Origin of the sequence: Pseudaquabacterium pictum (assembly GCF_005403045.1) — a bacterium.
GTDB lineage: Bacteria > Pseudomonadota > Gammaproteobacteria > Burkholderiales > Burkholderiaceae_C > Pseudaquabacterium > Pseudaquabacterium pictum.
The window spans coordinates 37,751-60,271 of record NZ_BJCL01000007.1; the positions used below are offsets into that span (position 1 = coordinate 37,751).

Sequence of the window (22,521 nt, forward strand, 5' to 3'; positions counted from 1 at the left end):
TGGATTGTCGACAATCCGAATCTCTGGTGTGGACGATCCATGGCCTGGTCAGGTTACAGCCGGCACCGTGCCGGCATGCTTCTTGAATGGCTTTCGGCCTGTGACCCAGCCCGCCATGCCTGCTTCTTCCCACCCGGTGCCCGGCCCGGCCCCCCGCGTCGCCCTGCACTTCATCGGCGTGCAGCACCGCTATGGCGACGCCGTGGCCGTGGCCGGCGTCGACCTGGCCACCCGCCCCGGCGAACTGGTGGCGCTGCTGGGGCCCAGCGGCTGCGGCAAGACGACGCTGCTGCGCATCGTCGCCGGGCTGCTGCGCCAGACCGCGGGCCAGGTGCGCCTGGGTGACCAGATCGTCGATGCCCTGCCCACCGGCGAACGTGGCGTGGGCATCGTCTTCCAGAACTACGCGCTGTTCCCCCACATGACGGTGCAGGCCAACGTGGCCTACGGCCTGCGGGCACGCGGCCTGGGCGGCCCGCAGGTGGCGCAGCGGGTGGGCGAGATGCTGGACCTGGTGCACATGGACGCCTTTGCAGGCCGCTACCCGCGGGAGCTGTCGGGTGGCCAGCAGCAGCGGGTGGCGCTGGCCCGCACGCTGGCCATCCGGCCGCAGGTGCTGCTGCTCGACGAGCCCTTCGCCGCACTCGACAAGAACCTGCGGCTGGACATGCAGATCGAGATCCGCCGCATCCAGCGCGAGCTGGGCATCACCTCGCTGCTGGTCACCCACGACCAGGAAGAGGCCATGTCGATGGCCGACCGCATCGCGGTGATGCATGCCGGCCGGGTGGAGCAGTTCGACACGCCCGAGGCGGTCTACGACCGGCCGGCCTCGCTGTTCGTGGCGCGCTTCGTCGGCACCGCCAACCTGCTGCCCGGGCGGCTGGCGCGCAGCGGTGACGGCTTCACGCTGCACTGCGACAGCGGCGGCAGTTTCCACCTGCCGGTGGCCGCACCCTGCTCACGCGAGGGCCAGGCCCTGCTGTCGGTGCGGCCCGAGCACCTGGCCCTGGTGCCCACCGGCCACGGCGCGCCCGAGGCGGTGGTGGCCATGGTGCTGCCGCTGGGCCCGCAGCATGTGGTCGAGCTCACGCTGCCCGGCGGCGGCACCGTCAAGGCCAGCCTGCAACGCCATGGCGGCGGGCCCGCCGTGGCCCCGGGCGACCGGGTGGGCCTGGCGCTGCGCCCGGGTGCACCGGCGGCCGTGTTCCTGCCCGAGGTGTGATGGCCGCCGCCGCACTGCCTGCAGACCGGTCGGCCCCCCTGGGCCTGGCGGCGCCACTGGGCCTGTTCTTTGCCGTCTTCGTGCTGCTGCCGCTGCTGCTGCTGGTGTTCGTCAGCACCTATGCCGACGCGGCGATGACCGGCCACGGCCTCCACCAGTACACCCGCTTCCTGGGCGACGCCTTCAACCGCGGCGTGCTGCTGGGCACGCTCAGCCTGGGCCTACAGGTCACCGGGCTGTCGCTGCTGCTGGGCCTGCCGCTGGCCTATGCCTACACCCTGGTGTCGGCGCGCTGGCAGGGCCTGCTGATGCTGCTGATCGTGCTGCCGCTGCTGACCAGCGCGGTGGTGCGCACCTTTGCCTGGGTGGTGATCCTGGGGCGGCAGGGCATCGTCAACACCAGCCTGCTGCAGCTGGGCTGGATCGACGACCCGCTGCGCCTGCTCTACACGCAGGGTGCCACGGTGGTGGCGCTCACCCAGATCGAGCTGCCGCTGATGGTGCTGCCGCTGATCACCGCCCTGCTCAACATCGACCCCAATCTGCGCCAGGCCAGCCTGGCCCTGGGCGCCGGCCACTGGCGCACGCTGTGGCAGGTGACGCTGCCGCTGGCCGTGCCCGGGCTGCTGGCGGGCGCGCTGCTGGTGTTCGCGTCCAGCGTCAGCGCCTTTGTCACCCAGACCCTGGTGGGCGGCGGCCAGCACATCCTGATGCCGTTCTACATGTACCAGCAGGCGATCCAGGCCAACGACTACCCGTTTGCCGCCGCCATCGCGGTGCTGCTGCTGGTGTCGGTGCTGGTGGTGGTGACGCTGGTCAACACCCTGGGCCGGCGGGCGCGGGGCTTCGTGCATGCCTGAGCCCTTGCTGCCCCTGGCCGCCGCCCGCGAGAGCCTGGCCTCGGCGCTGGAGCGCCGCAGCTTCTTCGGCCTGCTGGTGGCGCTGGCGCTGGTGGCCGGGGTGCTGCTGATCGCGCCCACGGTGGTGGTGCTGATCACCTCGTTCACCAGCGGCTTCTCGCTGAAGTTTCCGCCGCCAGGCTATTCACCGCGCTGGTACCTGGCGCTGTGGACCGAGTCGCCCGAGATCATCGCGGCCCTGCTGCTGTCGCTGAAGGTGGCGGCGCTGGCCACCAGCGTGTCCATCGTGCTGGCGGTGTCGGCCGCGCTGCCGCTGGCGCGCCGCCCCGAAGCCTGGGCGCGCGCGGTGGAGGCCTTCTTCCTGTCGCCGCTGATGCTGCCCACGCTGGCCATCGGCCTGGCGCTGCTGATGCTGTTCAACCTGGCCGGCGGCGGCCTCAGCTTCTGGACGCTGGTGGCCGGCCACATCGCCATCACCGCGCCCTATGTGTTCCGCACCACCACCGCCAGCCTGGTGCAGCTGGACGGCGCCTTGTTCGAATGCGCGCGCAGCCTGGGGGCGTCGCCGCTGTTCCTGTTCCGCACCGTCACGCTGCCGCTGATCTTCCGCGGCGTGGCGGCGGGCGCCTTCATCGGCTTCATGTACTCGTTCGACAACGTGGCGGTCAGCCTGTTTTTGTCGGACGCCCGCTCCGAGGTGCTGCCCATCCGCATGTGGCACCTGATCGAGAGCAGCCTGGATGTGCGGGCGGCCGCCGTGTCCGGCGTGCTGATCCTCGCCACGCTGGTGTTGATGCTGGTGATGGAACGTGTGGCCGGCATCTCCCGGCACCTCCGGTGACATGGACCACCCCCTACGCGCTTCGCGCGCCCCCTCAAGGGGGCAATGCCAGCGGCCCGGCAAAGCCGGTTCCGCGGCGTTCGCTTGGGTCCTTTCCCCAGCGCAGGCGCAGCGCCAGGTACGGCGCTTCCAGCACGCCGTCGTCGATCTCCATCGCGTGCCCGGCCATCGCGCAGAAGGCTTCCACGCTGAAGCTGCCCAGGTCGCTGCGTCGCAGGGTGGCGTGCCGCAGCGCCAGCACCAGGCGGGTGATGCCGGCCAGCTTCAGCGCGCCGGCGCACATCGGGCAGGGCTCCATCGTGCAGTACAGCGTGGCGCCCTGCGTGGCGCCGGGGCCGTGCCGGGCAACGGCCTGGCGGATGGCGTCGGGCTCGGCATGCAGCAACACGTCGCCGGTGCTCACCTGCCGGTTCTGGCCGCTGGCCAGCCACTGCCCGTCCTTCACGATCACCGCGCCGGTGGGCCAGTCGCCCCGGGCATGGGCCGCCTCGGCTTCGGCCAGGGCCTGTGCCATCCAGTGCCGGTCGGCGGCGGCGGCCGCTTCGGTGTCCTTGTCCATGCCAGGAGAGAAGCACGATGAATGCCATGATCCTGCGCGGTGCCTCGGCCCTGCTGGGCGACGCGCTGCAGTTCGAGCCCGCGCCGCTGGATGTGCGGGTGGACGGCGGCCGCATCGCCGCCATCGCGCCAGCCGGCACGCTGCAGGGCGCGCCGGTGATCGACCTGCCCAAGCAGTTGCTGGTGCCGGGCCTGGTCAACGGCCACCAGCATTCGCATGAGCACTTCCAGCGCGGTCGCACCGAGAACCTGCCGCTGGAGCTGTGGATGCACCTGGTGCGCACCCGCATCCCCGTGCCGCTGACGCCGCGCCAGGTCTACCTGCGCACGCTGATCGGCGGCATCGAGGCGCTGCGCACCGGCTGCACCACGCTGGTCGACGACATGGCGCTGGGTGGCGCCATCGACGCCGAGCGCATAGCCGCCGCACTGCAGGCCTACGACGACATCGGCGTGCGCGCGCTGATGGGCTTCGCGATGATGGACAAGCCCATCATCGACAACTTCCCGTTCGTGGCCGAGCTGGTGCCACCCGCGCTGGCGGCCGAGCTGCGCGCCGCGCCGCGCCCCACGGGGGATGACCAGCTGGCCCTGGTGCGCCGCCTGGCCGCCAGCCGCCATCCGCAGCAGCAGCGCGTGGGCGTGCTGGTGTCGGTGTCGGCGCCGCAGCGTGCCACCCGCGGCTTCCTGCAGCAGGTGCGGGCGCTGGCCGACGAGCTGGCGCTGCCGGTCATCAGCCATGTGCAGGAAACCCGGCTGCAGGTGGTGACCGGCCAGCTGTTCTTCGGCAAGCCGATGGTCGAGTACCTCGACGAGATCGGCTTCCTGAAACCCGCCACCAGCCTGATCCACGCGGTGTGGCTGAACCCGCGCGAGATCGCCGCGCTGGCGCGCAGCGGCGCGACCGCCCAGCACAACCCCTGGAGCAACCTGCTGCTGGGCTCGGGCGTGCAGCCGGTGCGCGAGCTGCTGGACGCCGGCGTCAACGTCAGCCTGGGGTCCGACGGCTCCTGCTCCACAGTCACCACCAACATGCTGAACGTGCTGGGCAGCGCGGCCGGCGTGGCCAAGCTGCGCGGCGACGACCCCGGCCGCTGGCTATCGGCGCGCGAGACGCTGCAGGCCGGCACCCTGGCCGGCGGCCGCGCGCTGGGCTTCGGCGAGCAGCTGGGCAGCCTGCGCGTGGGCGCCATCGCCGACATCGTGGGCTACCGGCTCGACAGCGTCACCTTCAGCCCGCTGACCGATCCGGTGCGCCAGCTGGTCTATGCCGAGCGCGGCGCGGGCGTCAGCTTCGCCATGGTCGATGGCCGGCCCGTGCTGCAGCAGGGCCGGCTGACCGGCATCGACGAGGCCGCCATCCTGGCCGAGATCGCCGACGAATACCGCGGCCTGGCCGACCGCTACACCGAGGCCGAGGCCTCGGTGGCGCCGATCCTGGCGGCGGTGGAGCAGATCTACCGCCGCAGCCTGGCCACGCCCGTGCCCGCCGACACCTACCCCGCGCGCCTGGGCTGACGGCCCGTCTGGCGCACCCTGCCCGTTCCACCCCTTCCGGAGGCTTCCATGACCTTGTCCCGCCGCCAGTTCACCGCCGCCACGGCCGCCGCCACCGCATCCACCCTGCTGCCCGGCTGGGCCCGGGCCCAGGCCACCGGCCTGACCCTGGCGCAGATCAAGGCCAGCGGCGAGTTGCGCATCGGTTGCGAAGCCGCCTACGTGCCCTTCACCTACCGGCAGGACGGCAAGATCGTCGGCTACGACGTCGAGCTGGCCGAGGTGCTGTGCAAGTCGCTGGGCGTCAAGCCCAACTTCATCGACACCGCCTGGGCCGGCGTGATCCCGTCGCTGTATGCCAAGAAGTTCGACGTGATCATGAGCTCGATGAGCTACACCAAGGAGCGGCTCGAACGGGTGGCCTTCAGCATCCCCTATGCCGAGGCCTCGCAGGCGCTGCTGGTGCGCGCGGCCGATGCCGCCACCATCAAGTCGGGGGCCGACCTGAACAACAAGACCCTGGCCGTCAAGCTGGGCAGCCCGGGCCAGATCCTGCAGGAGCGCATCAACGCCGGGCTCAAGAGCAGCGGCGGCGCCGGCTTCAAGGAGCTGCGCACCTTCGACGACCATCCCTCCGCCTACGTGGCCCTGGCGCAGAACCGGGTCGACGGCGTGCTCAACACCCTGGCCACGCTGGCCATGGTGCTGAAGGATGCGCCGGGCAAGTACGCCATCGTCAAGGGCCTGGGCGCCGACAACTGGGCCGGCATCGCCGCCCGCAAGGAAGACACCGAGCTGGTGGCCTGGCTCAACACCGAGCTGGGCAAGCTGCGCGCCGACGGCACGCTGTTCCAGCTGCAGGAGAAGTGGTTCGGTTTCCGCATGAACCTGGCCGACAAGGTGCCCAGCTTCAGCTGACCACACGGGCGCAAGCACCATGAACTTCGACTGGGCCCTGGTCGGCAAGGCCGTGCCGCTGCTGGCCACCGGGCTGCTGACCACGGTGAAGATCTGCTCGCTGGCCATGCTGCTGGGCGTGGCGCTGGGCGGCCTGCTGGGCCTGGGCTCGCTGTCGCGCCTGGCGCCGCTGCGCTGGGCGGTGCGGGCCTATGTCGATTTCATCCGCGGCACGCCGCTCTTGATCCAGATCTTCCTGGTGTACTTCGCGCTGCCGGTCATCGGCATCAACCTGCCCGAGTTCTGGGCCGGCGTGATCGCGCTGGGGCTGAACGCGGCGGGCTTCATCGCCGAGATCGTGCGCTCGGGCGTGGGCGCGGTGGAGCGCGGGCAGTCGGAGGCGGCGCGCTCGATCGGCATGACACACGGGCAGATCCTGTGGCACATCCTGCTGCCGCAATCGCTGCGCACCGTGGTGCCGCCCACCACCAACGAGTTGATCACCCTGGTCAAGGGCTCGGCCCTGCTGTCGGTGATCTCGGTCTACGAACTCACGCGCGCGGGCCAGGCCATCATCGCGGTGCACTTCGCGCCCTTCGAGATCTTCCTGCTGATCGCGCTGTACTACTACCTCACCATCTCGACGCTGGCCTGGTTGTCGCGCTGGCTGGAACGAAAGCTGCCTGTATGGTGAGCGCCGCCAACACCCCCGTGCTGCAGGTCGATGGCCTGGGCAAGCACTACGGCGGCCGCACCGTGCTGCGCGGTGCGGCGCTGCAGGTGGCCGAAGGCGAGACGGTGGTGATCATCGGCCCGTCGGGTTCGGGCAAGACCACGCTGCTGCGCTGCCTGAACTGGCTGGAGACACCCGACACCGGCCAGGTGCTGCTGCGCGGCGAGCCGATCGGCCGCACCGCCGCCGGCAAGCCCTTGCCCGAGGCCCGGCTGGCCGCGCAGCGCGCCCGCTTCGGCTTCGTGTTCCAGCGCTTCAACCTGTTTGCCCACCTGTCGGCACTGGACAACGTGGCCATCGGGCCGCAGCGGGTGCTGGGCCTGTCGGCCGCAGACGCGCGCGAGCGCGCCCGCCAGCAGCTCGACCGGGTGCACCTGGCCAGCCATGTGGACAAGCGGCCCAGCCAGCTGTCGGGCGGGCAGCAGCAGCGGGTGGCCATCGCCCGGGCGCTGGCGATGCAGCCCGAGCTGATCCTGTTCGACGAGCCCACGTCGGCGCTCGACCCCGAGCTGGTGACCGAGGTGGTCGACGTGATGGCGGAACTGGCCGCCGGCGGCATGACCATGGTGGCCGTCACCCACGAGATGCGCTTTGCCCGCAGCGCCGCCGACCGGGTGGTGTTCATCGACGACGGCGCGGTGGTGGAAGAAGGCCCGCCGGCGCAACTCTTCGACGCGCCGCTGAACGAGCGCACGCGGCGCTTCCTGAGCCACCTGCACGGCTGACATGACCCACCCCCTACGCGCTTCGCGCGCCCCCTCAAGGGGGCAACGCCAGCGGCCCGGCGAAGCCGGTTCCGCGGCGTTCGCTTGGCCCGGCGGGTATCGGCGCTGAGTTGCCAATCAGGAATCTGCCCCCATGACACGCATCCGCATCACCGCCGCCGGCCTGGTGTTCACCGCCGAGCCGGTGGCCGAGGCGCCGGCCACGCTGGCCGCCTTCCGTCAGTTGCTGCCCTACCGCCAGAAGCTGATCCATGTGCGCTGGAGCGGCGAGGCGGTGTGGGTGCCGCTGGGCGACTTCCAGCTCGGCGTGGGTTTCGAGAACCACACCAGCCACCCCTCGGTGGGCGATGTGCTGTTCTACCCCGGCGGCTACAGCGAGACCGAGCTGCTGATCGCCTACGGCGGCTGCAGCTTCGCCAGCAAGATGGGCCCGCTGGCCGGCAACCACTTCCTGCGCATCACCGAAGGCCGCGCGCAGTTGCCCCAGCTGGGCCGGCTGGTGCTGTGGCATGGCGCGCAGGACGTGCTGTTCGAGGCCATCGACGACCCGGCGCCCACGCCCTGAACCACCCCCCGCACCCCAGCCCGCCCGCCAGAAAGCACGCCATGACCCTGCCCCTGCCCCCCAGCGACCCGGCCGACCTGCTGCTGACCGGGCTGACGCTGATCACCGTCGATGCCGGGATGGCGGTCATCCCCGATGCCGCGCTGCTGGTGCGGCAAGGCCGCATCCAATGGCTGGGCCCGCAGGCCGACCTGCCACCGGGTACCAGCGCCACCCGTACGCTGGCCCTGCCCGGCCGCGTGGCCTGCCCCGGCTTCGTCAACGTGCACACCCATGCCATCCTCAGCATGGTGCGCGGCGTGGCCGAAGACCTGGGCTTTGCGCCGGCCTACACACCCGGCATCCCGCATGGCCATGATGTGACGCCCGACGAGGCCGTGGCCCTGGCCCGGCTGGGCACGGTGGAAGCGCTGCTGTTCGGCTCCACCCTGATCAACGACACCTATGTGCATGCCGACCTGACCCTGCCGGCCATGGCCGACCTGGGCGGGCGGGTGTTCAGCTGCGGCCGCATCCACGATGCCGACTTCTCGCTGATCGGCGACGGCCGCTGGGAGCACCACACCGCCATCGGCCAGCGCACCCTGGGCGAGGCCCTGGCCCTGGCCGAGCGCTGGAACGGCGCCTTCGGCGGCCGCACCGGCGTGCAGCTGTCGGCCCATGCGCCCGACACCTGCAGCGATGCCTTCCTGCGCGAGATCGCCGCCGCATCCCGCGCCCAGGGCCTGCGTGTCAACACCCACCTGGCGCAGAGCCGCAGCGAGGTGGCGCAGATCCAGCGCCGCAGCGGCTGCACACCGGCGCAGCTGCTCGACGACGTGGGCCTGCTGAACAACCGCCTGATCGCCGCCCACGGCATCCACATGGACGATGCCGACATCGCCCGCTGCGGCCGCGCCGGCATGTACCTGGCCCATGTGCCCAAGGGCAATGCCACCGGCGGCACCCTGGCACGCACGTCGGCCTTCCGCCGCGCCGGCGCCAACATCGCGCTCGGCAGCGACAACATGCATGCCGACCTGGTGGAGGTGATGCGCTGGGCCCTGTGCATCGGCCGGCTGCAGGAAGGCGCGGTCGACGACTTCTGGCAGCCGGGCGACGTGCTGCGCATGGCCACCATCGACGGTGCGCGGGCCATGGGCCTGGACGACCGCATCGGCTCGCTGGAAGTGGGCAAGCAGGCCGACATCGTGGTGTTCGACTTCCGCCGCCCGCACCTGGTGCCCTGCGAGAACCCGCTGGGCAACCTGGTGCACGTGGCCCAGGGCCGCGATGTGGAGCATGTGTTCGTCGACGGACAGCAGGTGGTGGCCAGCGGCCGGCCGGTGCATGCCGACCTGGACCAGCTGCTGGCCGACGCCTCGGCCGCCAGCCGGGCGCTGTGGCAGCGGGCCAGGGCATCCACCGGAGCGCCGGCATGACGACCGCCCGCACCCGTGACTTCGACGGCTACCGCGGCCGCTACCCCGCCTTCCGCTGGCCCGGCGATGCCGGCCTGGCGGTCAGCTTCGTGCTGAACGTGGAAGAAGGCGCCGAGCTGTCGCTGACCGCCGGCGACGAGCGCAATGAGTCGCGCCACGAAGTCAACCACGAGGTGGTGGGCGCGCCCGACCTGTGCATGGAGAGCATGTTCGAGTACGGGGCGCGGGTGGGCTATGCCCGCATCGCCCAGGTGCTGGTGGATGCCGGCCTGCCGCTCACCCTGAACGCCTGCGCCCGCGCGCTGGAGACCACGCCCTGGATCGCCCAGGATGCCGCCGACCGCGGCTTCGAGGTGTGCTGCCACGGCTGGCGCTGGGAATCCCACGCCGGCATGGACGAGGCCCGAGAGCGGACGCTGATCGCCCGCTGCGTGCAGACCATCGCCCGGCTGCACGGCAAGCCGCCGCTGGGCTGGCACACCAAGAGCTCGGCCTCGGTCAACACCCGGCGCCTGCTGGTCGAGCATGGCGGCTTCCTCTACGACAGCGACGCCTACAACGACGACCTGCCGTACTGGCTGCCGGTGGCCACCAGCGCCGGCCCGCGCCAGCAGCTGGTGCTGCCCTATGCCTTCGACACCAACGACATGCGCTTCTTCGACAGCTTTGCCTATGTGCGCGGCAGCGACTTCGCCGACTACGCCATCGCCGCCGTCGATGCCCTGATGCTGGAAGCGCAGGCATCGCCACGCATGCTGTCGATCGGCCTGCACACCCGCATCATCGGCCGGCCCGGGCGCATCGGCGGGTTGCGCCAGCTGGTGGCCTACGTGCAGCAGCAGCGTGGCGCCTGGGTGGCCACGCGCGAGCAGATCGCCCGCCACTTCATGCAGGCGGTGCCGCCGCCGGGCGCAGCGGCCACGCCAGCCGGGGCAGGCCGGTGAAGATCCTGCTGGTCAACCCCAACCTGACCCAGGCCGTGACCGACCGGGTGCTGCAGGCCGCCCAGGCCGCGGCCCGGCCCGGTACCGAGCTGCTGGCGGTGACCGGCAGCTTTGGCCCGCAGGTCATCGGATCACGCGCAGAGAACGCACTGGCCGCCCATGGCGTGCTGGACCTGGTGGCACGGCATGCGCCGGGCTGTGATGCCGTGGTGCTGGCCGTGTCGCTGGACACCGCGCTGTGGGCCTGCCGTGAGCTGCTGGACATCCCCGTGGTGGGCATGACCGAAGCGGGGCTGTGGACCGCCGCCATGCTGGCGCCGCGCTTTGGCCTGCTGACCTATGGCCAGCGCCTGGTGCCGGTGTACCGGGAACTGGTGGAGGCTGCCGGGCTGGGCAGCCGGCTGGCCGCCATCGGCGCCGTGGACATGACGCCCGAGCAGACCTTCAGCGAGCCCGATCGCGTGCAGGCGGCCGTGCTGGCCGAGGCCCAGCGCCTGGTGGACGGCGGTGCCGAGGCGGTGCTGCTGGCCGGCGCCGCGATGGCCGCGATGGCGCCGCTGCTGCAGCCGGCGCTGGCCGTGCCGCTGCTGGACGGCGTGCGCTGCGCCGTGGGCCTGGCCGAGACCCTGGCGCACCAGGGGTGGATGAAGCCGCGCGTGGGCAGCGTCAGCGCCACCGGCGGGCGGCAGGCGCACGGCATCAGCCCGGCGCTGGCGGCCCTGATGGCCCGCCCCCACCGCCCGCCGCACGCATGAGCTGGCACACCACCACCGCCAGGGCGCTGGCCGCCCAGGTGCAGGCGCGTACCACCACCGCATTGGCCGTGGCCGAGCACTTCATCGCCCGGGTACAGGCCCACAACCCGGCCCTGAACGCGCTGGTGCAGTTCCACCCCGACCGGGTGCGCGCCGAGGCGGCAGACGTCGACCAGCGCCTGGCCAGCGGCGCCAGCCTGCCGCTGGCTGGCGTGCCGGTGACGGTGAAGGACAACGTGTGGGTGGCCGGCTATGCGCAGCAGCAGGGCTCGCGGGTGCACGACGGCTTCGTGGCCCCCCGCGACGCCTGGGTGGTGGCCCGCCTGAAGTCCCTGGGCGCGGTGGTGCTGGGCATCAGCAATTGCTCCGAGTTCGCCTGCAAGGGCAACACCGTCAATTTGGTCTACGGCGCCACCCGGCACCCGATGGATCGGACCCTGACGCCAGGCGGCTCGTCTGGCGGCGCGGCGGCGGCGGTGGCCGCCGGCCTGGGCCTGCTGGCCATCGGGACCGATGCGGGCGGCTCCACCCGCAGGCCGGCGGCGCACACCGGCCTGGTCGGCCTGAAGCCCAGCCCCGGGCTGATCCCGCACCCCTGGGGCTTTGCCGAACCCAACTACGGCCTGTCGGTGATCGGCCTGCTGGGGCGCGATGTGGGCGACGTGGCGTGGTTGTTCGACCGGCTGATCGCGTTCGATGCCGCCGACCCGTCAGCGCCGCCGCTGGCGGTGGACCTGGGCGTTGGTGAGCTGCAGCCGCCACCGCGCGCCCTGCGCATCGGCTGGAGCCCGCAGCTGGGCTGCGGCTTCGCGGTGGATGCCGATGTGGCGGCCGCGCTGCAGGCCCGGGTGGATGCCCTGCGCGCCCAGGGCTGGACCATCACCGATGCCGACCCGGCCTGGCCAGACGGCACCCGCGAGTACCCGCTGATCAAGCTGCAGCATGCCGGGCTGCATGCGCTGTATGGCCGGCACCTGGACGCCGGCCACCCGCCGATCGACCCGGACCTGGCCGCCCAGATCACCCTGGGCGCCCAGGTGACCGCGGCCGACGTGGCCACGGCGCTGCGCCTGCGCGAGCGCATCACCAGCGCGCTGGCCACCTATTTCGACCGGTTCGACCTGCTGCTGACGCCGACTGCCCCGGTCACGGCCTGGCCCGTCGACCAGCTGGGCCCAGCTGTGATCGGGGGGCTGCCGGCCGGGCCGCGCGGCCACGCGGCCTTCACGCCCCTGTTCAACTATGCGGGGGTGCCCGCCATCTCCGTGCCAGCGGGCATGGTGCGCAACCTGCCCGTCGGCATGCAGGTGGTCGCCCCGCGGTACGAGGACGCCAGGGCCATGCGGTTTGCAGCGATGCTGGAGTGCGCGGGCGGATGAGGGCGCCGCGATTGGGATGTCGCGCTCAGACCAAGTGAAGCCGCTCAGGCTCGGCGCTTGCGCGGCGGCTCTGGCCGGAAGCAGTCTTGTGCGGATCAACGCCTCCGATGACCGCTCCGGCTTCGGGACCGATCAGGCGCATGACGCCGCGGTGACTGCGGCGGCTGAACGACCGCTGTGACCGGCCGCAAACTGTCACGAACGGTCCGATGGCACCGTCGGCTGCTTCGAATTGAGCACCCATCGGCGGATCTCCGGCTCGGTGTGACGAGTTTGGGTCACACCACTCCCTCGGACACAAGTTTTGGCGGGCAACGACGGGTTCGAGACGGGGTCGAGCTGGCCTGTCCGGACCTGCGCGACGAGCCAGCCGCCTTCCGCGGTTGTTGGGCTGTGGTGCCCCTCCACCACGTCTGCGTTGGCCTGTTGCACAAGGCGTTCGCAGGCTTGTGAGGAGCGGACCGAGCGCAAGGGTTTGAAGGCTCACGCTTGCACGCGCCACATGCCGTCGGTCCAGCGCCGCCACATCGCCTGACGGGCGACGATTCGACCTGGCGCTCAACCGCCGCTTGCCGTGCCAGACGCCACAGGTTCACAGGCACCAGCAGCAGGTGCAGGGCCAGAACTGGCCAGAGCTGCTCGCTCGCGCCGTACACGATGAAGGTGGCGTTCGCGCCCAGCGCCGTGTAGCGCAATCGGCGCGTGTCCGTGCACAGGAAGGTCAGCAGGGTCAGCGCGGACGCCAACCAGCCGAAAGTGTCCGGCGGTAGTGTGGATGCGAAGCTGTTCATGGCATGGTGCCAGGCAAGGCGGGGTTCCGCGTCGATGCTGCGCTGTTCAGCGCGTGCGCCCGAACACAGCCAGCCGCATGGCGTCGACCTCCTGCAACCGGCGGCGCACCATCGCCGCGGTGGCATCGAGGCCGATGGGCGTCGGCTCGATCGCGACATCGCGGTAGCGCTGCACGATCTCCGGCTCGCTGAGCGTCTCGACAAGCCAGGCGTTCAGCTGCGCCGCTTGCGACGCCAGAGCCGCAGGTGCGTAGAGAAACAGGCCCCCGTGGAACACCTGGTCGGCCAGGCCCAGTTCGCGCACGTTCGGCGGCTCACCGGGCAGCGGCAGCCGCTCGTCGGTCAGTGTCGCCAGGGCCCGCAGCCGGCCGGCCTTGAGCAGAGGCAGCACCGCCGGTGTCGGCGCGACGACGAAGTGGATGCGCCCGGCCAGCAGGTCGGGCATCCACGGATCGCGATAGGGCACGTGCTGCGCCTCGACACCCGCCGCACGGCACAGACGCGCCGAAACCAGGTGCGCAGTGGTGCCCTCGCCGAGGCTGGCGTAGTTCAGCGGCTCGCGGCGCGAACGTTCGGCCAATGCCGCCAGCGTGCGCGGGCCGTGGTCGCTGGCCGTGACGACGACCCAGGTGTCGCGGTTGATTGCACCCACAGGCACGAAGTCCACCAGCGGATCGAGCGCCCGGCGGTTGCTGTTGAGATGCGAATAGGCGACGTGATCCAACCCGCCGAGCAGCAGCGTGCCGCTGTCGGGTGCCGCAGCCAGCACGGCATCGGCGGCCAGCGCCCCGGCCGCGCCGGGACGGTTGACCACCAGGCCGGGCACGCCGGCACGCCGCGCCAGCGGATCGATCAGCCAGCGCGCAATCACGTCGGGCTGCGCGCCCGGTGGCACAGGCACCACGAGTTGCAGGCCGCGCAGCGGGGCTGCCGTTTTGGCGTGCCCACGCGCAGCGACGCCAGCGAGCGGGGCCAGCGCAGCGAATCGCAGCAAACGGCGGCGGGACAGGTGGGTACTCATCGGGAACTCCTGGCTGTGGTTCGGTGTTGTGCGGATGGGTGTGATGCTGGGCAAGGTTCACGTCTGCGGCAATACTCACGGCAGACAACGTCGCATGAGCTGAATGCTCATACGGGCAGCAGGCAACCTGCGTCCTGGCTTCACCATCCGCCAAGGAGGCGCATCGATGGCCATTCACAAGCTGCGCGGCCTCGAGTACCTGGTGGCCGTGGTCGACCAGGGCGGCTTCAACGCCGCCGCGCGCCACCTCGGCGTCTCTGCGCCTTCGGTGCACCGTCTGGTCCAGGCCCTCGAGGCCGAGCTCGGTACGCCCTTGATCGATCGCTCGGCGCAGCCGCTCAAGCCCGCCGCCCATGCGCTGGCCTACATCGAGCGCGCGCGGTCGCTGCTGGACGAACTGCGCGAACTCGACGCCAGCCTGCGCGACCAGAGCCACGCGCCGCGCGGCAAGATCGTGGTCGCGGCACACAGTGTCGTGCTGCAGTTCGTGCTGGCCGACGCGCTGCCGCGCTTCCACGCACGCTATCCCGAGGTGCATGTCGAACTGACCGATGCGGGATCGAGCCGCGATCTGGCGCGGCTCGGCGCTGACGCGATGCTGCAGTTCGGCTGGCCCCCGGAGCAGGACGCGATCCTGCGAACGCTGGCCGAGACGCGCTGGCTGGTCGTGGCCACACCCGCCTACTGGGCAAGGCACGGAACGCCGGCGCACCCCTCAGCGCTGGCTGGCTACCCCTGTGCGCTGTTCAAGACGCCGTTCGGCGAAGTGATCCGGCGCTGGAGTTTCGAGCGCGGTGGCGAGCGCGTGGAAGTCGGCGTCGACGGCTGGCTGGTGAGCGACAGCCGGCCGGCGCTGGACGCGCCGCTCTACAGCGGCCAGCTGGCGGCGCGCATCAACGACCTGACCCTGCATCCAGGGCTTGCGAACGGCACGCTGCAGCCCGTGCTGCTGGACTGGCACGGCCTCAACGCCCCCCCTCTCAGTCTGCTGTTGCGGCGCTCACTGGCCCGCCAGCCGCGCGTGCGGGCCTGGGTGGACTTCCTGGTCGAGACCACCGACCGCCTGACCGCACATCGCCTGCCCGCAGGCCTGCCCCCAGTCCCCGCTTCGGTGCGACCGGACTGGTGGCGAAAGCGCGTCCAGCCGTCGCCCAGGCGTGGCGCGGCGGTGGACCCGCGCTGATGTGTGCCGGCGGTGCCGCTGCCTCGGACAAGCCCGCGACAGCTTGTCCGGGCTGGTCATGAGGCAGCTTCGGAGCGCGGCGACGGGCTGGCAAGGGTCGGCAGTGACCTGTCGAACGCTGAAGCTGCAGTCGTTCGGTCGAGCCCCGGCGATGTCCAGTCCTTCTCGGGCAAATCGACCCCTCGCAGCGGATCCAGGCGCCGGCCATGGCAGCCACACCGCCTGCAGCTGTCGTTGCCGGCAGCCGCGAAGGTGCGCCCGAACGTGAGCAAGGCGGCCGAGACCGTGCGCTCGAGGGTTGCCGGCCACCGACTGCACCCGCTGCACAACGGCCCCTGAACGGGCCCATGCAATCCCCACACACCCCCAGCCACCTCAAGCCGCCCGCCGCCCCAGCAGCAGTTGCACAGCCCCAAACGCCACCAGCAGCCCCGCCACCACCGCCACGATCCCCAGCACCTGCAGCAGTGTCGGCACCTCGCCCAGCACCGGGATGGCCAGCAGCGCCGCCGCGCCGGGCACCATGGCGCCAAAGAACGCGGCCCGGCCCGATCCCAGCAGCGCCGCCGCCCGGCTGAAGGCCAGCACCGCGATCAGCCCGGCGCCCAGGCCCTGGGCCAGCACCTGAAGCGCCAGCATGCCTGGACCTGCTGCCGCCAGCCGCTGCCAGTCGGCCAGCAGCGCAAAGCCCGGCGCAAACATCCCGAACGACAGCACCACCACCACGCCGGTCACCCGCAGCGGGTCCACCTGCCAGCGCCGCGACAGCGCGCCGAACAGGCCCCAGCAGGTGCCGGCCGCCGCAAACAGCGCATCGCCCAGCAGCGTCATCCGGCCCTCGCCGTGCAGCAGGCTGTCACCGCCCATGCAGGCCAGGCCGATCAGCACGCCCACCGCGCCGATGGCGGTCTCGCGGGTCCAGCGCTGGTGGGCGATCAGGGCGGCCAGGGTCAGGCCGGTCAGCATCTGGAAGGCCGGCGCCACCACCGCGCCATGGGCCAGCGGCGCCAGGGTGAAGCCGGTCATGAACAACAGGCTGAAGCCTGGGCCGGCCAACACCGTCAGCACCAGGCCGCGGCGCCAGCCGATGCCGGCCAGATCCCGCCAGCCCCAGCGGAACAGGAAGGGCAGCATGATCAGCGCGCCCGGTGCAAAACGCAGCAGCGTCAGGTCGCCCGGGCTCAGCCCGGCCTTGACGGCCAGGCGCGCCAGCACCGAGTAGCTGGCCCAGATGGCCGCGGCCAGCAGGCCCCAGGCCAGGCCGGCCGCGATCGATGGGGCCGGTGTGGCGGCAGGGGGCGGGTTCATGCCTGCAGGCTAACAGCCGGCCCGCAGCCGCGCTGTCACCCCGCCATCAGCGGAAGCTGTAGTTCAGGCTGGCGTAGAAGCTGCGGCCGCGCGGATCGGTGTAGGTCGGGTCGTAGGTCGACAGGAAGTAGTAGCTCTGGTTGGAGAACGGCGGCGCGGTGTCCAGCAGGTTCTGCACGCCGGCGCGCAGCTTCAGCGCCTTGTTCACCGACCAGGCGCCCGACAGGTCCCACAGCGAATAGGCCTCCACCCGGCGCGGCGCCGTGTCGGGCAGGTAGCTGTCGTCTGTGTAGCCGCTGTAGTAGGTGTTGCCCAGCGTGGCCGAGAACGGGCCGTTCTCCCAGTCGATGCCGATGCGGTGGCGCCAGCGCTGGATCACCTGGTCGTTCAGGAACTTGCCCACGTTGCTGACCAGCGGCTCCAGCTTGCCGAACTGGCGCTTGTAGGCGATCACGTAGGTGCCGCTCAGGCTGGCGCCCATGCGGCCGATCGGCGTGGCGATGCCGCGCAGGTTCAGCTCGATGTCCAGGCCCGAGGTCTGCAGCTTGCCCTGGTTCTCCTTCTTCAGCAGCACGGTGGGCACGTCGTCGGCATCGCGGCTGATGTAGGCGGCGTAGCGCGTCGGGTTGGCCAGTATGGTCTTCTCGTAGAGGTCGCTGATGACGTCGGTCTTGCGGATGTTCCAGTAGTCCAGGCTCACGTTCATGTCACGCACCGGCTCCACCACGATGCCCAGCGAGAACTGGCGCGACTTCTCCGGCTTCAGGTCGGGGTTGGCCTGCTTGATGGTGGGCCACTGGTCGAAGTCGTCGATCACCGTGTCGTACAGGAAGGCCGGGCTGGTGCCGTTGACCGTGGGCCGGTACAGCTCGCTGAACGACGGCGCGCGGAAGCCGGTGCCGGCCGAGCCGCGCACCAGCACCGCCGCGGTGGGCTGCCAGCGCACGCCCAGCTTGGGGTTCACCGTGCTGCCGATCTGGTCGTAGCGGTCGTAGCGCAGCGCGGCCTGCAGCTCCAGCTGCTGGCTCAGCGGCGCGTTCAGCTCGCCATAGACCGACGTGATGTTGCGTGAATGGCTGGTGGCCACCACCGTCGGATCGGGGTTGTTGCCCAGCGACGCGCGGCGGTCGCCGGCGATGTTGTTGCTGGCCAGCAGGGCCGACGGCGTGTAGCTTTGCGTCTCGCGGCGCAGTTCGGCGCCCACGGCCACGCCGAGCGGGCCGCCGGGCAGCTCGGTCAGCGTGCCGGTGATCTTGCCGTCCAGCGCCGTGGTGCGGCCGGTGGACTGGCGCGCCACATCGTCGATGCGCAGCGAATCGATCAGCGCCTTGCCCGCGGCCGACGAGGGCCCGAACGGGTTGATCAGGCCGCTGCGCACGCCAGCGTCGAACTCCTTGAACTGGAAGTAGCCGTTGACGTAGCGGTCCTTGGTGCTGTTCTCGGCCACGTTGACGGCCACCGCATAGTCCCAGTCCTTGGCCACGGTGCCGTTGATGCCCAGCACCACCCGCATCGCATCGCTGGTCACCTCGTTGCTGCGGTTGCCGGCCTCGGTGGCGCGGAAGCGGATGTCGAAGCTGTGGTCGTTGGGCTCGTTCACCGGCCGCGGCAGCAGGCTGTTGATCTGGCTCCACTTCACGCCAGTCAGCGTGGTCGGGTTGGGTGACAGCACGTAGGTGGTCTTGGCCCTGGCCTTCAGCACCTCGGCAAAGGCCTGGGTGTCGGCGTTGAGCTGCAGCACGCCGCGGCCCAGGAACGAGACCTTGTCCGATTGCGGGTAGATCTCGGTGTCGGCCATGTAGTCGTAGCCGCAGGCCTGGGTGCCGACGATGGTGGTGTAGACCGAGGCCGGCGGCGCGCAGCCGGGGGCCGAGAAGTTGATGGTGCGCTGGTTGAATGGCGCGCCGTTGAAGCTGTAGCCGGCCGCGTTGATGGCCGCCAGCTGGGCATTGCGCCGGCCGGCATTGCTCTGCAGCCGGATGTTGCCCGGGTAGGGCCGGCTGGACAGGTAGAACGGCACGGTGTCGGCCAGCGGGCGCTCCTGGATGAAGTCGCGCTCGGACGACCGCAGCGCATCCAGCTTCTGCACGTCCAGCGTGCCGAAGATGTTGAAACCGTCCTTGGCCAGGTTGCCGAAACCGGCGCTGATGGTGCCGGTGGTCTTGCCGGCGCCGCCGTCCTGGGTGCGCATCACATGGGCGCCCACGTCCACGCCCTGGTAGTCCTGGCGGGTGATGAAGTTGATGACGCCGCCGATGGCGTCGGTGCCGTAGATGGCCGAGGCGCCGTCCTTCAGCACCTCCACCCGCTGGATGGCGCCGGCCGGGATGCTGTTCAGGTCCACGCCCGCCGCATCGCCGGGCGAGGCAAAGTTGGCCAGCCGCCGGCCATTCAGTAGCACCAGGGTGCTGCTGACGCCCAGGCCGCGCAGGTTGGCACCGTTGAAGCCGCGCTGGCCGCCGGTGTTGTCGCTGATGCTGGCGCCGTCACTCAGCGGCGCGGTGCCGGCGCTGATGTTGCGCAGCAGCTCGGCGGCGGTGGTCACGCCCGACTTGTCGATGTCGCCGCGGGTGATGGTCTGCACCGGCAGCGCCGTCTCGCCCTGGATGCGCTTGATGCTGGACCCGGTGATCTCCACCCGCTGGTTGCTGTCCTGCGCCAGGGCCGTGCCGGCCAGCAGCGCGGCCAGGCTGGCGATGGCGGTGGGGCGGAACAGGCGCCGGTGCATCCGGGGCACGGAATGGGTGCGTGGGGTCATCGCTGCAGGTCCTCGGGATCGGTGGGTGGGCGGGAGTCAGGGCGCCCATGGCCGGCTGGCCGGGCTTGGCGGCGCACTCTAGGCAGGGCTCCGGCAGCCGTCTCGGGTGGCGCGGCCGGCAGTCGCCTGGCCGAAAGTGGCCGTCGCAAAACCGACATCGCGCCAGACATCCAGCGGCAACACGCTGGCAACATGCCTGCAGCCGCCGCGCCCACCCCACCTGCCCGCATGCAACGCTTCGTCCATGGCTTCCTGCTGCTGCCGCGCTGCTCGCTGCTGGCGCTGGGCGGCGCGCTGGACGCACTGGATGCCGCCAATGCCACGCTGGGCCATGCCCAGCACAGCAGCCTGTGCCTCAGCCTGGACGGCCGGCCGGTGCGCTGCAGCACCGGCACCAAGGTGCAGGTGGACCATGGCCTGGCCGATGCGCCCGAGCTGCAGAGCCTGTTCATCCTGGCCGACCTGCCGCTGCCCGATGCCGCGCGCGATGGCCATGCCCGCCAGCTGCACCCCTGGCTGCAGGAGCGCGCCCGCTACGGCATGCTGCTGGGCGGCATCGGCAGCGGCGCCGCGGTGCTGGCCCAGGCCGGCCTGCTGGACGGCCACCGCGCCACCCTGGCCTGGGCCCAGGTACCGCAGCTGGGCGACAGCCACCCGGCGGTGCTGTGGTCGTCCCGCGTCTACGAGATCGACCGCCAGCGCCTGAGCTGCGGCGCCGGCACCGCCAGCCTCGATCTGCTGATCGCCTGGCTGGGCCGCCTGCACGGCGAGCGCCTGGCCCAGGCCCTGGTGGGCCACTTCGGCCTGGACCGGCTGCGCGGCGCCGACGAGCGCCAGCCCTCGCCGGTGCAGGCGCGCATCGGCACCGGCGGCGCCAAGCTGGCCGAAGCCGTGGCGCTGATGGAGGCCAACCTCGGCGAGCCGCTGCCCACCGAGGAGATCGCCCGCCTGGCCGGCGTGTCGCGCCGGCAGCTGGAGCGGCTGTTCAAGCAGCACCTCGATGCCCTGCCCTCGCGCTACTACGCCGAGCTGCGGCTGATGCGCGCCAGGCGCCTGCTGCAGCAGACCGGCCAGTCCATCCTGCAGATCGGCCTGGCCTGCGGCTTTGCCTCGGGCTCGCACTTCAGCAGCGCCTACCGCAGCCGCTTCGGCCACACCCCGCGCGAGGCCCGCAGCCAGCGCGCCCTGGCCTGGCGCGACGAACCCGACCAGCCCCCATCGGCCGACAGCGGCCGGACCGAGAGCCCGCCATGACCGACCCGCACCACCTGCTGCTGCGCAGCGCCCGGCCCGACGACCTGGACGCGCTGGAGCGCTTTGCCGCCGCCAGCGCCATCGGCATCACCACCCTGCCGGCCGACCGCGCCCGGCTGGCCGACCGGCTGGCCCGCTCGGCCCAGGCCTTTGCGTCGCAGGACGACAGCAGCGGCGAGGAGATCTACCTTTTCGTGCTGCAAGACATGGCCAGCGGCGCGGTGGTGGGCACCAGCGGCATCGCCGCGCGGGCGGGCTTTGCCGACCGCTTCTACACCTACCGCAACGAGGTGGTGGTGCATGCCAGCGCGGCGCTGGGCATCAGCAACCGCATCCACACCCTGCACCTGTGCCACGACCTGACCGGCTGCACCCTGCTCACCTCGTTCTACATCGACCCCGCCTACGAGCAGACGCTGGCGCCGCAGCTGCTGTCGCGGGCGCGGCTGCTGTTCATCGCCGAGTTCGCCGACCGCTTCTCCGACCGCATCGCCGCCGAGAGCCCGGGCCTGGCCGACGAGCATGGCCGCTGCCCGTTCTGGGATGCGGTGGGCCGCCGCTTCTTCGGCATGGACTACCCGGCGGCCGAGCAGCTGGCCGGCGGCCGCAGCAAGGCCTTCATCGCCGAGCTGCTGCCGCAGAGCCCGATCTACGTGCCGCTGCTGCCCGAGGCCGCGCAGTGGGCCATCGGCCAGCTGCACCCGGTGGCCGAGCTGCCGTTCTCCATCCTGCAGGACGAGGGTTTCGATGCCGACACCTATGTCGACATCTTCGACGGCGGGCCGACGGTGGAGGCGCGGGTGGCCATGCTGCGCACCGTGGCCGCGGCGCGCCGCGCCACGCTGGCGGCGCAGGCCGCGCCACCGCCCGCCGCCGGCGCCAGCCCCTGGGGCCTGGTGGCCAATGGCCGGCGCGCCGACTTCCGCGCCGTGCTGGCGCCCACTGCGCCGGTGCGCCAGCAGCTGGCGCTGACGGCCGACCAGCAGCATTGGCTGCAGGCCAGCCCCGGCCAGGCGCTGCGTGCCGCCCCGCTGACCCTGGCCCCCCGGAGCGACGCATGAGCCTGGACGACCACTTCACCGTGCGCGACGCCAGCGCGGCCGACACCCCTGCGCTGGCCGCCCTGCTGGCCACGACCACCGATCTGGCACTGGCCGACGGCGCCCGCCGCCTGGTGGCTGCAGCGCCCGATGGCCGCCTGCTGGCCACGCTGCGGCTGGACCCGCCGCTGGGCCTGCAGACGCCGCGCCACTGGTACCGGGTGGGCTGCACGGTGCATGCCTCGGCCGAGCTGCGGCTGTTCCTGCGCCAGGCCACGCTGCTGCTGGGCAATGACCTCACCGGCGCCCATGAGCTGACTGACCTGGCGATGGCACCGGGCGCCGACGACGCGCTGCAGGCCCTGGTGTGGGCCGCGCGGCATGCACTGGCCAGCAACCCGGCCACGGGCAACGGCCACCGCCTCATCGCCGAACTGCCCGGCCTGCGGGATGCGCAAGGCCGCTCGCCGTTCTGGGACGGCCTGGGCCGGCCGTTCTGCGCGCTGGACCCGGCCGAGGCGCTGGCCCGCCACGGCCCCGGCTGGCTGACCGACGTGGCCGCGCTGCTGCCGCGCCAGCTGCTCTACGCCGCCTTCCTGCCCGATGCGGCCCAGGCCGCCATCGGCGCGGTGCACCCGTCGGCACAGGCGGTGCACGATGTGCTGCAGGCCTGCGGCCTGCGCTGGCAGCACCAGATCCGCATCGACGACGGCGGCCCGGTGCTGGAAGCCAGCTGAGGGGTCGACAGCCGCGCCAGCATCGGCCA

Annotated in this window: 20 protein-coding genes; 16 read left to right on the forward strand and 4 right to left on the reverse strand. The window is 71.6% G+C overall.

The window, feature by feature from the left end; all coding sequences use genetic code 11:
* Positions 1–115: 115 nt before the first annotated feature.
* The 3 genes from FFT10_RS14330 to FFT10_RS14340 are packed head-to-tail and all read left to right on the forward strand — an operon-like array spanning position 116 to position 2,926.
* Positions 116–1,225, forward strand: coding sequence for an ABC transporter ATP-binding protein (locus tag FFT10_RS14330; RefSeq protein ID WP_137733531.1), 1,110 nt, complete (start codon positions 116–118; stop codon positions 1,223–1,225).
* Positions 1,225–2,085, forward strand: a complete 861-nt coding sequence (locus tag FFT10_RS14335) for an ABC transporter permease (RefSeq protein WP_137733532.1) — start codon at positions 1,225–1,227, stop codon at positions 2,083–2,085. The genes FFT10_RS14330 and FFT10_RS14335 overlap by 1 nt, the downstream gene beginning before the upstream one ends.
* The gene (locus FFT10_RS14340) at positions 2,078–2,926 is read left to right on the forward strand and encodes an ABC transporter permease (protein ID WP_137733533.1); all 849 of its coding nucleotides are present in this window, start codon (positions 2,078–2,080) and stop codon (positions 2,924–2,926) included. The genes FFT10_RS14335 and FFT10_RS14340 overlap by 8 nt, the downstream gene beginning before the upstream one ends.
* A gap of 34 nt (positions 2,927–2,960) precedes the next feature.
* Here FFT10_RS14340 and FFT10_RS14345 read toward each other — a convergent pair whose 3' ends face one another.
* Positions 2,961–3,485 (reverse strand): nucleoside deaminase, encoded by a 525-nt coding sequence (locus FFT10_RS14345; protein ID WP_137733534.1) that lies wholly within the window; start codon positions 3,483–3,485, stop codon positions 2,961–2,963.
* Between the two features lie 17 nt (positions 3,486–3,502).
* Between FFT10_RS14345 and FFT10_RS14350 the strand changes: the two genes are divergently transcribed.
* From FFT10_RS14350 to FFT10_RS14390, 9 genes are all read left to right on the forward strand, one after another.
* Complete coding sequence (locus FFT10_RS14350; protein ID WP_137733535.1) at positions 3,503–5,002, forward strand: amidohydrolase family protein; 1,500 nt, start codon at positions 3,503–3,505, stop codon at positions 5,000–5,002.
* A 48-nt stretch (positions 5,003–5,050) separates the two neighbouring features.
* On the forward strand, positions 5,051–5,899 hold the full coding sequence (locus FFT10_RS14355) for a transporter substrate-binding domain-containing protein (protein ID WP_137733536.1): 849 nt from the start codon (positions 5,051–5,053) through the stop codon (positions 5,897–5,899).
* A gap of 19 nt (positions 5,900–5,918) precedes the next feature.
* Positions 5,919–6,572: an amino acid ABC transporter permease gene (locus tag FFT10_RS14360; RefSeq protein WP_137733537.1), complete on the forward strand. Its 654-nt coding sequence runs from the start codon at positions 5,919–5,921 to the stop codon at positions 6,570–6,572.
* The gene (locus FFT10_RS14365; RefSeq protein ID WP_137733538.1) at positions 6,566–7,336 is read left to right on the forward strand and encodes an amino acid ABC transporter ATP-binding protein; all 771 of its coding nucleotides are present in this window, start codon (positions 6,566–6,568) and stop codon (positions 7,334–7,336) included. Before FFT10_RS14360 ends, FFT10_RS14365 begins: the two co-directional genes overlap by 7 nt.
* A 133-nt stretch (positions 7,337–7,469) precedes the next feature.
* A complete protein-coding gene (locus FFT10_RS14370) occupies positions 7,470–7,901 on the forward strand; it encodes a DUF3830 family protein (protein ID WP_137733539.1) in 432 nt (143 codons plus the stop codon).
* Positions 7,902–7,942: 41 nt separating this feature from the next.
* Positions 7,943–9,322 (forward strand): amidohydrolase family protein, encoded by a 1,380-nt coding sequence (locus FFT10_RS14375; RefSeq protein ID WP_137733540.1) that lies wholly within the window; start codon positions 7,943–7,945, stop codon positions 9,320–9,322.
* The gene (locus tag FFT10_RS14380; RefSeq protein ID WP_137733541.1) at positions 9,319–10,266 is read left to right on the forward strand and encodes a polysaccharide deacetylase family protein; all 948 of its coding nucleotides are present in this window, start codon (positions 9,319–9,321) and stop codon (positions 10,264–10,266) included. Before FFT10_RS14375 ends, FFT10_RS14380 begins: the two co-directional genes overlap by 4 nt.
* On the forward strand, positions 10,263–11,021 hold the full coding sequence (locus FFT10_RS14385; RefSeq protein WP_137733542.1) for an aspartate/glutamate racemase family protein: 759 nt from the start codon (positions 10,263–10,265) through the stop codon (positions 11,019–11,021). Before FFT10_RS14380 ends, FFT10_RS14385 begins: the two co-directional genes overlap by 4 nt.
* Positions 11,018–12,400: an amidase gene (locus FFT10_RS14390; protein ID WP_137733543.1), complete on the forward strand. Its 1,383-nt coding sequence runs from the start codon at positions 11,018–11,020 to the stop codon at positions 12,398–12,400. Before FFT10_RS14385 ends, FFT10_RS14390 begins: the two co-directional genes overlap by 4 nt.
* Positions 12,401–13,237: 837 nt before the next feature.
* Here the strand turns inward: FFT10_RS14390 and FFT10_RS14395 are convergent.
* Positions 13,238–14,212: a Bug family tripartite tricarboxylate transporter substrate binding protein gene (locus FFT10_RS14395; RefSeq protein ID WP_137733544.1), complete on the reverse strand. Its 975-nt coding sequence runs from the start codon at positions 14,210–14,212 to the stop codon at positions 13,238–13,240.
* A 166-nt stretch (positions 14,213–14,378) separates the two neighbouring features.
* On the opposite strand from FFT10_RS14395, the gene FFT10_RS14400 reads away from it, so the two are divergent.
* Positions 14,379–15,395, forward strand: a complete 1,017-nt coding sequence (locus FFT10_RS14400; RefSeq protein WP_162520800.1) for a LysR family transcriptional regulator — start codon at positions 14,379–14,381, stop codon at positions 15,393–15,395.
* 375 nt (positions 15,396–15,770) lie between these two features.
* Here FFT10_RS14400 and FFT10_RS14405 read toward each other — a convergent pair whose 3' ends face one another.
* Both FFT10_RS14405 and FFT10_RS14410 read right to left on the reverse strand, forming a co-directional pair.
* The gene (locus FFT10_RS14405) at positions 15,771–16,703 is read right to left on the reverse strand and encodes a DMT family transporter (protein WP_137733546.1); all 933 of its coding nucleotides are present in this window, start codon (positions 16,701–16,703) and stop codon (positions 15,771–15,773) included.
* 46 nt (positions 16,704–16,749) lie between these two features.
* Positions 16,750–19,461 carry a TonB-dependent receptor gene (locus FFT10_RS14410; protein WP_228027119.1) on the reverse strand — a complete coding sequence of 904 codons (2,712 nt, stop codon included), beginning with the start codon at positions 19,459–19,461 and terminating at the stop codon, positions 16,750–16,752.
* A 228-nt stretch (positions 19,462–19,689) separates the two neighbouring features.
* On the opposite strand from FFT10_RS14410, the gene FFT10_RS14415 reads away from it, so the two are divergent.
* Genes FFT10_RS14415 through FFT10_RS14425 form a run of 3 tightly spaced genes read left to right on the forward strand, consistent with a single transcriptional unit; the run spans position 19,690 to position 22,492 of the window.
* Entirely contained in the window at positions 19,690–20,715 is a 1,026-nt protein-coding gene (locus FFT10_RS14415) for a GlxA family transcriptional regulator (RefSeq protein ID WP_228027120.1), read from the forward strand.
* The gene (astA, locus tag FFT10_RS14420; protein ID WP_137733548.1) at positions 20,712–21,776 is read left to right on the forward strand and encodes an arginine N-succinyltransferase; all 1,065 of its coding nucleotides are present in this window, start codon (positions 20,712–20,714) and stop codon (positions 21,774–21,776) included. Before FFT10_RS14415 ends, astA begins: the two co-directional genes overlap by 4 nt.
* Positions 21,773–22,492 (forward strand): arginine N-succinyltransferase, encoded by a 720-nt coding sequence (locus tag FFT10_RS14425; protein ID WP_137733549.1) that lies wholly within the window; start codon positions 21,773–21,775, stop codon positions 22,490–22,492. Before astA ends, FFT10_RS14425 begins: the two co-directional genes overlap by 4 nt.
* Positions 22,493–22,521: the final 29 nt, after the last annotated feature.

Excerpts from the sequence above, each read along its gene's own strand:
- FFT10_RS14405 (WP_137733546.1), bottom strand. The coding sequence starts at position 16,703 with ATGAACCCGCCCCCTGCCGCCACACCGGCCCCATCGATCGCGGCCGGC.
- FFT10_RS14365 (WP_137733538.1), top strand. The coding sequence starts at position 6,566 with ATGGTGAGCGCCGCCAACACCCCCGTGCTGCAGGTCGATGGCCTGGGC.
- FFT10_RS14375 (WP_137733540.1), top strand. The coding sequence starts at position 7,943 with ATGACCCTGCCCCTGCCCCCCAGCGACCCGGCCGACCTGCTGCTGACC.
- FFT10_RS14370 (WP_137733539.1), top strand. The coding sequence starts at position 7,470 with ATGACACGCATCCGCATCACCGCCGCCGGCCTGGTGTTCACCGCCGAG.
- FFT10_RS14395 (WP_137733544.1), bottom strand. The coding sequence starts at position 14,212 with ATGAGTACCCACCTGTCCCGCCGCCGTTTGCTGCGATTCGCTGCGCTG.
- FFT10_RS14390 (WP_137733543.1), top strand. The coding sequence starts at position 11,018 with ATGAGCTGGCACACCACCACCGCCAGGGCGCTGGCCGCCCAGGTGCAG.
- FFT10_RS14380 (WP_137733541.1), top strand. The coding sequence starts at position 9,319 with ATGACGACCGCCCGCACCCGTGACTTCGACGGCTACCGCGGCCGCTAC.
- FFT10_RS14330 (WP_137733531.1), top strand. The coding sequence starts at position 116 with ATGCCTGCTTCTTCCCACCCGGTGCCCGGCCCGGCCCCCCGCGTCGCC.
- astA (WP_137733548.1), top strand. The coding sequence starts at position 20,712 with ATGACCGACCCGCACCACCTGCTGCTGCGCAGCGCCCGGCCCGACGAC.
- FFT10_RS14360 (WP_137733537.1), top strand. The coding sequence starts at position 5,919 with ATGAACTTCGACTGGGCCCTGGTCGGCAAGGCCGTGCCGCTGCTGGCC.
- FFT10_RS14425 (WP_137733549.1), top strand. The coding sequence starts at position 21,773 with ATGAGCCTGGACGACCACTTCACCGTGCGCGACGCCAGCGCGGCCGAC.
- FFT10_RS14335 (WP_137733532.1), top strand. The coding sequence starts at position 1,225 with ATGGCCGCCGCCGCACTGCCTGCAGACCGGTCGGCCCCCCTGGGCCTG.
- FFT10_RS14410 (WP_228027119.1), bottom strand. The coding sequence starts at position 19,461 with ATGACCCCACGCACCCATTCCGTGCCCCGGATGCACCGGCGCCTGTTC.
- FFT10_RS14350 (WP_137733535.1), top strand. The coding sequence starts at position 3,503 with ATGAATGCCATGATCCTGCGCGGTGCCTCGGCCCTGCTGGGCGACGCG.
- FFT10_RS14340 (WP_137733533.1), top strand. The coding sequence starts at position 2,078 with ATGCCTGAGCCCTTGCTGCCCCTGGCCGCCGCCCGCGAGAGCCTGGCC.
- FFT10_RS14400 (WP_162520800.1), top strand. The coding sequence starts at position 14,379 with ATGGCCATTCACAAGCTGCGCGGCCTCGAGTACCTGGTGGCCGTGGTC.
- FFT10_RS14355 (WP_137733536.1), top strand. The coding sequence starts at position 5,051 with ATGACCTTGTCCCGCCGCCAGTTCACCGCCGCCACGGCCGCCGCCACC.
- FFT10_RS14345 (WP_137733534.1), bottom strand. The coding sequence starts at position 3,485 with ATGGACAAGGACACCGAAGCGGCCGCCGCCGCCGACCGGCACTGGATG.
- FFT10_RS14415 (WP_228027120.1), top strand. The coding sequence starts at position 19,690 with ATGCAACGCTTCGTCCATGGCTTCCTGCTGCTGCCGCGCTGCTCGCTG.